The sequence below is a fragment of the Streptomyces sp. S3(2020) genome (assembly GCF_013044505.1).
Lineage (GTDB): Bacteria > Actinomycetota > Actinomycetes > Streptomycetales > Streptomycetaceae > Streptomyces.
Genome location: NZ_JABERD010000302.1, coordinates 1 through 8,942 on the forward strand (window position 1 = coordinate 1; position 8,942 = coordinate 8,942).

Here is an 8,942-nt window from a genome sequence, read left to right on the forward strand (position 1 = left end):
GGGGGATGTTGGACGGGTCGGGGCCGAGCAGGAAGAGGCCGGCCAGTCCGGGGGCGGCCGCGAGCAGGAGCAGTGCCTCGACCGTGACGAGGGTGTGGACGAGGGCGGCGGCCCGGGAGAGGGGTCCGATACCGAAGGCGGTGGACGGGGTGCTCATCGCGGCTGCCTTCCGAGCAGGCTCCGCTTCTCCGCCCTGGGCGGTGCCTCGTCCACGACAGCGCCGGCCTCGACGAGCGTCACCTCGTGGCGGCTCGACGTCAGGACCGGGGCCATCCGGCCGTTCTCCACCGGCAGCCGCTGAGGCCGCCGGGCGGGTTCGGCCGCTTCATGGAGTACGTCGAGGCGGTCCGGCCCGGGTGAGCGGGGGATGTCCGTCCACTGCCAGGGCGCCGACTCCTGCGGTATGACGCCGAGTTCGAGGAGGGGGAGGATGCCGGGCGCGTCGGGGAGCCGTCCGGCGCCCTCGGCCGGGACGCGGATCACCCGTTCTCCTTCTTGAACCGGTCGTAGGCCTTGTTGTGCAGGTCGACGAGCTGTTGCATGTTCTTCGCCTTCAACTCGCCGACGTACGCGTCCCATTCGGACATCGGGCGCTTGCCGAGGACGAACTGGAGGGTGTTCTGGATGACGGTGTCCTTGAGCGGGGTGTCCCACAGCGTCGCCTGTTCCTGCTCCACGGACTGCAAGGGGTGGGCGGGGTCGATGGGGAGCTGGGTGCGCTGGGCCATGGCGTCCTGGAACTTCTTCTCGTCCGGGCTGAAGTTGGAGGAGACCAGGGCCCAGCTGCCGCCGTAGGTGAAGACACCGTTGAAGAAGCCGAAGTCCTTCTGGAGGTCCTTGGGGGCGTCGGGGTCGGAGCCCATGAGGGAGATGCCGGGCTCCAGCGTGTACCGGCCGCCGGACTCCGTGTACGTCGTGCCGCGCACACCCCACTTGCAGAACGTCTGGCCCTCGTCGGAGTACCAGAGCCAGTCCACGAACTGCATCATCGCGACGAAGGTGTCGCTCTTGAGTGCCTTGCCGGAGACCATGATGCCGTTCTCCAGGCGGGCCCCGCCGAGCACCACCGGTCCGGCCGGGCCGAGCGGGACCGGCACCATCTCGATCTTGGCGCCGTCGACCTGCTTCTCCAGGTTGTAGCGGTAGTTCTGCACCAGCTCCTGCGGGTTGGCGCTGATCACATAGGACTTCTCGGCGAGCAGCTTCTGCACCGCCTGGTCGTCCTGCTGGGTGAAGCTCTCCGGGTCGAGGAGCTTGTCGGCGACAAGCTTTCTCAGGTACTCGACCATCTGGCGGTAGGCGTCCCTCGCCCCGGTGAAGACGAACCTCTTCGTCTGGGAGTCGAAGCTGATGTTGTCGTAGTTCCAGCCCGCCCTGACCCCGTACGCCTGGCCGAGGTAGCCGAACAACGCCCCGCACGGGAAGGGGGTGTTGGTGCTCCAGCGGTCGGTCCACGGGTACTTGTCGGGGTACTCCGCCCTGAGGGCCTTCAGGACGTCGTACACCTCGTCCCAGGTCTCCGGCAGGGCCAGGCCGAGCCTGTCGAGGACGTCCGTGCGGAAGGACAGCGAGTAGCCGGACTTGACCTTCTCGTGCAGGCCGGGCAGCAGGTAGTACTTGCCGTCGGACTGGCGGATGGAGTCCAGCTCGGGTTCGAGCTGCCACTTCTTCACCTTGTCCTGGTAGTTGGGCATCAGGTGCACGTACTCGCTGACCGGGAGGATCGCGCCGGAGGACACGAAGGCGACCTCGCCGGGGTGGTAGGTCTTCGGGATCAGGAAGGGGGCGTCGCCCGCGCCGATGAGGACGCTGCGCTTCTTCTCGTAGTCCGCCAGCGGGACGTCGACGGGCTTGATGGTGACCCCGGTGCGCCGCGTGACCTCCTTCCAGAACAGCCAGCCGCTCTTCGTCGGGTAGACCGGGTTGTTGTTGTGCAGCATCGAGAAGGACAGCGCCTTCGCGGCCTTGAACTGCTGGCCCGCGCGGTACTCCTTCATGGCGCCGTTCTGCTTCTTGGAGAGGTCCTTGCTGTCGCCTCCCTCGTCACCGCTGCCGCAGCCGGTGAGGGTGGCGAGACCGATGAATCCCGCGGCGGCGAGGATCTGACGCCGCGACAGCTGTCCTTCGTTCATCACGGATACTCCCTTGTTCCGTAAGTGAGTTGATGGAGCGTCATGTCGTACGGCGTCAGCCCTTGACCGCGCCGAGCATCACGCCCGAGACGAAGTAGCGCTGGACGAACGGGTACACGCAGAGGATCGGCAGCGCGGTGAGCACGATGGTGACCGCCTGGATGTTCGCCCCGACCTGGCTGAGCTGTTCCGTGCCGGCTCCGGCGTTGGAGCCTCCGGTGGCACCCTGGATGAGGTTGCGCAGATAGACGGTGACCGGCATCAGATCGGTGCTGTCCATGTAGAGGAACGCGCTGAACCAGGAGTTCCAGAACGACACCGAGTAGAAGAGCACCATCGTCGCGACGACCGCCTTGGACAGCGGCAGCACGATCCTGAGCAGGATGCCGTAGGTGCTCAGGCCGTCGATCTGCGCGGCTTCCTCCAGTTCGGCCGGCAGGCTCTCGAAGAAGGCCTTCATCACCAGGAGGTTGAAGACGCTGATCGCGTTGGGCAGCGCGATCGCCCACACGCTGTTCTTCAGGCCGAGGCTGGTGATCAGGACGTACTGCGGGATCAGGCCGCCGGTGAAGAACATGGTGAACACCGCGACGCCGACGAGCGCGGTACGCCCCTTGAGGTGCTTCTTCGACAGGACGTAGGCGTAACACGTCGTCAGGACCATGGCCACGGCGGTCGCCACGACCGTGTAGAACACCGTGTTGCCGTAGTTGCGCCAGAACATCGAGTCCTGGAACACGATCTTGTACGTGGTGAGGTTGAACCCCTTGGGCCACAGGGTGACTTCACCGGCCCGGATCTGCCGCTCCCCGCTGAAGGACCGGGCGACGATGTTGACGAAGGGGTAGAGGGTCACCAGCACGACGAGGCTGAGGACCACCCCGTTGACGCCCTGGAAGACCCGGTGGGAACGGCTCGGCTTCACCACAGGCTGGTCCCCACTGTGCGGCGCGACAGCTGGTTGGCGGAGGTGATGAGCACCAGGCCGATGATCGCCTCGAACAGTCCGATGGCGGCGGCGTAGCTGAAGCTGCTGGACTCCACACCGGTCCGGTAGACGTAGGTGGAGATCACGTCGGCGGTCGGATAGGTCAGCGCGTTGTAGAGCAGCAGGACCTTCTCGAAGCCGACCGCGAGGAACGTGCCGATGTTGAGGATCAGCAGCGTGATCATGGTGGGGCGGATGCCGGGCAGGGTGACGTGCCAGATCTGCTGCCAGCGGTTGGCGCCGTCGATGCGCGCGGCCTCGTACAGGTCCTCGTCGATGGTGGTGAGCGCGGCCAGGTAGAGGATCGTGCCCCAGCCGGCGGTCTGCCAGATCTCGGAGCCGACGTAGATCGTGCGGAACCACTCGGGTTCCTGGATGAACCGGATCGGGTCGTGGCCGAACCAGCCCAGGAAGTGGTTGATCGGGCCGTCGGTGGCGAGCATCTGCAGGGTGATGCCGGCGACGATCACCATCGACAGGAAGTGCGGGAGGTAGGACACCGACTGCACGAAGCGCTTCAGGGAGCGTCGGCGGACCTCGTTCAGCAGCAGGGCCAGCACGATCGGGATCGGGAAGCAGAAGACGAGGGTGAGCCCGCCGATCCACAGGGTGTTGCGGAACACCTGCCAGAACGTGGGGTCGTTGAGGAACATCTCGACATAGCGCAGGCCCACCCACTGCTCGCCGAAGATCGAACCGCCGGGCTGGAAGCGCCGGAACGCGATCACGTTGCCGAGCATCGGCAGATAGCGGAAGACCAGGAAGAACAGCAGCGGCAGCAGCGCCAGCGAGTACAGCTGCCAGTCGCGGCGCAGCGCCCGTCTCCAGGGGACGCGGGCGGAGGGCGGAGGCGGTGGGTCGGGCTCCGGTGGGCCCTGGATGCCGGGTGGAGAGGCCGACTTGGTGGAGGTGCTCATGCTCGGTCCTCACAGGAGGGGGGAGTTGAACCGAAACTTTCGAGCTCTTACCGGTAACTTCGCGGCAACCTAAAGGCACTCGGAAAGCGCTGTCAATGGGTGCCGCAGCGGGCTTTTGAGGCGGAGAGACAGAGTTGAAGTCCCTTGCGCACGGGGTAGAACAGGGAAGTCCGGCACAGTGATCTCCGCAAGTTTCCCTCTGTCGTCCGACTCCTGCGAGGTGCCCCGTGCCCGCGTTCGACCTGCCGCTGACGGAACTAGTGCACCACCGCCCGCTCCCCGAAGAGCCCGCCGACTTCGACGAGTTCTGGCACGGGACCCTCAAGGAGGCCGCCCAGCATGAGGTGTTGGTGTCGGTGCGGCCGGTGGAGACCGGGCTGCGTCTGACGCGGACCTGGGACGTGACCTTCCGGGGCTTCGCGGGCGACCCGGTGCGCGCCTGGTTCAGCAGACCGGCGGGCGGATCCGAACCCCTGCCCGCCGTGGTCGAGTTCGCCGGTTACGGCCGTGGCCGCGGACTCCCCCACGAGCGACTGACCTGGGTGAACGCCGGGTACGCGCATCTGCTGATGGACAACCGCGGCCAGGGCGACCAGTACGGCAACGGCGGCCACACCCCCGACCCGCACGCGGCGGCGCCCGGCGGCCCGGGCCCGGCGGTACGCGGTCTGCTCGCACCGCACGACTACCACTACCGGCGCCTCGTCACGGACGCGGTGCGCGCGGTCGCGGCGGTGCGTGAGCTGCCCGGGGTGGACACCGGACGCGTGGCGGCGGCCGGCAACAGCCAGGGCGGCGGGCTCGCGCTGGCCGTCGCGGGGCTCGTCCCGGACCTGGCGGCCGCGCTGGTGACCGCGCCCTTCCTGTGCGGCATCCGCCGTGCCCTGGAACTCACCGACGCGAGCCCCTACGGCGAGATCACCGCGTACCTCTCCGTCCACCGCGGCGCCGAGCAGGCCGCCCATCGCACGCTCGCCTACCTGGAGGGCGTCTCCTTCGCCCGCCGCGCCCACGCCCCGGCCCACTTCGGGGTGGGGCTGCGTGACACGGTCTGCCCGCCGAGCGGGGCGTACGCCGCCTTCAACCGCTACGCCGAGTTGTCCGGCGCCGACCCGCGCACCGAGATCCACGCCTATCCGTACAACGGGCACGAGGGCGGGGACGCGGTGCAGGTGCGCCGGCAACTGGAGTGGCTGCGGCGGACGTGGGAGGTGTGACCCGGGGGCGGCGGCCTACGATGCGCGGGTGGAGCGGACAGTGACCGAGGGCCCCGAGTACCGCGTGGGCGACATTCTGCGTGTGACGTGCCCGTGGACCCCCGCCGAGGTGGCCGGGGTCACGGGGAGGTACGCCGTTCTCGTCTGGCCGTGGGCCGAGATCGACCCGGAGTCGCGGTTCGGATGGGACGGCCGGGTCGCCGTACCGACCGACCCGGACTCCCCCGAGCGATGGCAGGACGTGTTCCGCACGGAGCCGAAGCCATGGCTGCTGTCGGCCGGGGACACCTGCCTGGTCGGCGTCCCCGAGACCCTCGTACGGGTCCTCGACATCGACCACCACGACCCGCTGGCGGACCGGGGGTGGCTGCCCCGGCCGCACACCACCCTGGTCGTGGCGCACCTCGATCAGCCTCAGGAGCCGATGTGGCCGGAGGAGGAGGGCGAGGGTTTCACCATCGACCCGGGCTCGTTCGCGCCGCTCACGCTGGAACTCGTGTCCCGGGCCTGACCAGGGCTCAGCCGACGGCGAGGGTGAACACGTGCAGCCGCGCGTCGTCCGGCAGCCGCACGCTCGCGATGCGCTTCCCCTCGGGCGCGGTGAACGGCTCGGTGGCGAAGACGTAGGTGGCGACCGGGTCCCGTCCGGCGCCCGCGATATTGCGGTAGGCGGTCTCGGCCACGACCTCGTTGCCGTACCGGACCCCGCCGCCGCCCCCGCCGCGGGTCCAGTCGGTGAAGGAGAGGTCGATCGTGTCGGAGGTGCCGTCGGTGTAGGTGACGGTGGCCTTGGACTGCCGGTCGCCGAGGACCGCGCTGCCGACGAAGGCCAACCGGCCGACCGGCTCGGCCAGTTCGAGTGTCTGCCCGGCAGCGGAGGCATGGTCCGGCCGGCCGCTCGGCGAGTCCGGCCAGGTGAAGGCCAGCCCCCCGACCGTGCCCGGCCCTCCCGGCGTCAGCCCCGCCGCGGCCAGCGCCTGACGGGAGTAGCTCCAGCCGCCGCCGTCGAAGTCGGCCTCGGTGTGGTCGCCCAGGTCGTCCGAGACGCCGGTGCCGTTGTAGGCGGCGAGGAGGGTGCCGGGCGCGGCGACGGTCAGGGTCACGGGTTGGGCGTACGAGGTCACGGCGACCTTCACGTCGTAGAAGCCCTGTCCGATGTCCTTGTCGGCCGTGAGCACGATCTCCCGGGTCCCCTCGACGACCCTGCCCTCGGTGGGGCTCGCGGTGATGCCTACGGGTGTCTCCACGCGGAAGCGCGTCTCGTCACCGCTCATCGCCAGGGCTTTGACAGCGACCTTCGTGCTGCCGCCCGGGGCGAGCGTCGCGGTGGTCGGTCCGACAGCGATCTGGTACGGCTGCTCGCCCTCACGGAAGGACGGCGGGGCGTCCTCGGGGGCGGCGCCCCAGGCCCGGTCGGGGGTCGCGGAGAGTGTGTAGCGCAGTCGGCCGCCGTCCCGTACGAAGGACGCCGGGAGCCAAGGGCGGCTGGACGTGCGGCCGTTGACCTCCAGCGAGTGGATGTACGGGGAGTCGGCGGCGGCTCCCTCCGCGCTGACGGTGATGTCGGCGCCGCCCGGCCGGTCGATCTCGATCCGCGGGAACAGCGGTGAGGCCAGGACGAGTTCGGCCCGGGAGGGGACCTGCGGATACATGCCGAGCGCCGAGAAGACGTACCAGGCCGACATCGCACCGAGGTCGTCGTTGCCGGGGATGCCGCCCGGCCGCGTCGACCAGAGCCGGCGCATCGCGGCGCGGACGGTCTCCTGTGTCCTGTACGGGGCGCCCGCGTAGGCGTACAGGTAGGGGACGTTGATCGACGGCTCGTTGTCCAGCTCCGCCTTCTCACCGCCGCTGCGGGTCAGGGCCCAACTGCCGTCCTCGTTGCGGAAGAAGGAGTCGAGCCGCGCCACCGCCCGCTCTCTGCCGCCCATCGCGGCGAAGAGCCCGGCCGGGTTGTGCGGGACCATCCAGGTGTACCGGGCCGCCGTACCCTCGACGAATCCGTCGCCCGTGGCCGGGGTGAAGCCGGTGACCCAGCTGCCGTCGGCCTTGCGGTCGGCGATGTAGCCGCCGCCGGGGTCGGCCGCGAGGTCGAAGGTGTTCTGCCACCACTGGGAACGCCGGGCGAAGTCGGCCGCCGTGCCCGTCTCCCCCGCCGCCAGGGCCAGTCGGGACAGTGCGAAGTCGGCGCCGGACATCTCCAGCGTCTCGGCCGCGCCGCCCCAGGCGTTGGAGACGGAGGGCATGTAGTGGTGCTTCAAGTACCGGTCCAGTGAGGGTCGTTGGCCGACGGACAGCACCGGTCGCCCGGCGGCCGACAGATCCCTGTCCGTGGGGACGGTCGCCGCCTCGACGAGCGACTTCAGTGCCCCGCGCAGGTCGAAGTCCGTGCCGCCGAAGGCGTGCACAGCGGCCAGGGCGACGGCCGACGGATCCCCGTTCATGACATGGGTGCCGCTCGCGCCGTGCAGCCAGCGGTCCCAGACGCCGCCGTTCTGCCCGGCCAGTTCGTACAGGGACTGGGCGATGTCGGAGCCGGTGTCCGGCTCCAGCAGGGTGAGCAGCTGCACCTGGTCGCGGTAGATGTCCCAGCCGGAGAAGGTGCCGTACTGGGCCCCGCGGGCGGTGGTGTGCACCTCGTCGTCGGCGCCGCGGTACCGGCCGTCGACGTCACTGATGACGTTCGGGTGGAGGAGGGAGTGGTAGAGCGCGGTGTAGAAGGTGGCGCGCTCGGCGTCGGTGCCACCGCCGACCCGGATCGCGTCCAGCCGGTCGCGCCAGGCGCCGCGGGCGGCCTTCCGTACGTCGTCGAAGGTGCGGTACGACGGGTTCTCGGCCGCCAGGTTCGCCTCGGCGCCCTCGCGGCTGACGTAGGAGATGCCGACCTTGACGTTCACCGGCCCGGCGCCCGGCTCGAACTCGACGTAGCCGCCCGCCCCCTTGCCCGCGACGGGCCGTCCCGCGTTCGCGAAGCCGCCGGTGCCGCCGGACGCCTTCCGGGACCCGGGCGCGAGCCGGTCGTCCTCCCATGTGCCCGTCGCCTTGAAGGCGCGGTCGAAGTGAGCGGTGAAGTGGAGGGTGTAGTAGGCGCGTTGCCCCTCCGGGTCGATGTGGCCGCAGAAGTTCCCCGACGTGACCGAGCCGGAGACCGTGCGCGCGACCGGATCGATCTCGACCTCCGAATCGGTCGATCCCACCTCGGAGTTGGCGGTGCGGATCAGCAGCGAGGCCGGTCTGCCGTCCGGGTAGGTGAAGCGGGCCGAGCCGGTGCGGGTGGTGGCGGTGAGGTCGGCCGTGACGCCGGACGCGAGGGCGACCTCGTAGTGCCCTGGCTCGGCGGTCTCGTCGGCGTGGCTGAAGTCGGCGGCGTACACCGCGTCCTTCGTGTCGCTCGCGGGCGAGGTGGTGACCTCACCGGCGTACGGGAAGAACGGGATGTCGCCGCTGCCGCCCGCACAGCCCGTGCCGGACATGTGGGTGAGGCTGAAGCCCCGGATGCGGGTGGCGTCGTGGTGGTAGCCGCCGGGTGCGGCGGTCCTGGTGGCATCGCCCCGGGTGTTCTCGGGGCTCCAGGAGAGCATGCCGAACGGGGTGACGGCGCCGGGGAAGACATTGCCGCCGTCACTGGTGCCGATGAGGGGGTCGACGTACGGCGTGGGGTCGTCGACGAGTTCGGGCGGTGCGGCGG

General features: G+C 69.7%; 7 protein-coding genes. 2 read left to right on the plus strand and 5 right to left on the minus strand.

Features of this window, described 5'->3' with window-relative positions:
• Window positions 1-153: 153 nt before the first annotated feature.
• From HLK59_RS45475 to HLK59_RS45490, 4 genes are read right to left on the minus strand one after another with little or no spacing between them, the layout of a single operon-like run.
• On the minus strand, window positions 154-483 hold the full coding sequence (locus tag HLK59_RS45475) for a hypothetical protein (RefSeq protein ID WP_171147543.1): 330 nt from the start codon (window positions 481-483) through the stop codon (window positions 154-156).
• Window positions 480-2,135, minus strand: coding sequence for an extracellular solute-binding protein (locus HLK59_RS45480; protein WP_171147544.1), 1,656 nt, complete (start codon window positions 2,133-2,135; stop codon window positions 480-482). Before HLK59_RS45480 ends, HLK59_RS45475 begins: the two co-directional genes overlap by 4 nt.
• 52 nt (window positions 2,136-2,187) lie before the next feature.
• Complete coding sequence (locus HLK59_RS45485) at window positions 2,188-3,060, minus strand: carbohydrate ABC transporter permease (protein ID WP_171147545.1); 873 nt, start codon at window positions 3,058-3,060, stop codon at window positions 2,188-2,190.
• Window positions 3,054-4,037 (minus strand): ABC transporter permease subunit, encoded by a 984-nt coding sequence (locus HLK59_RS45490; protein WP_171147546.1) that lies wholly within the window; start codon window positions 4,035-4,037, stop codon window positions 3,054-3,056. Before HLK59_RS45490 ends, HLK59_RS45485 begins: the two co-directional genes overlap by 7 nt.
• A 227-nt stretch (window positions 4,038-4,264) precedes the next feature.
• On the opposite strand from HLK59_RS45490, the gene HLK59_RS45495 reads away from it, so the two are divergent.
• Together HLK59_RS45495 and HLK59_RS45500 are read left to right on the plus strand one after the other, a co-directional pair.
• Entirely contained in the window at window positions 4,265-5,254 is a 990-nt protein-coding gene (locus HLK59_RS45495) for an acetylxylan esterase (protein WP_171147547.1), read from the plus strand.
• 28 nt (window positions 5,255-5,282) lie between these two features.
• Window positions 5,283-5,765 (plus strand): hypothetical protein, encoded by a 483-nt coding sequence (locus tag HLK59_RS45500; protein ID WP_171147548.1) that lies wholly within the window; start codon window positions 5,283-5,285, stop codon window positions 5,763-5,765.
• Between the two features lie 7 nt (window positions 5,766-5,772).
• Here HLK59_RS45500 and HLK59_RS45505 read toward each other — a convergent pair.
• Window positions 5,773-8,942 (minus strand): GH92 family glycosyl hydrolase (locus HLK59_RS45505; RefSeq protein WP_171147549.1); only part of this gene is annotated, 3,170 nt, incomplete at its 5' end.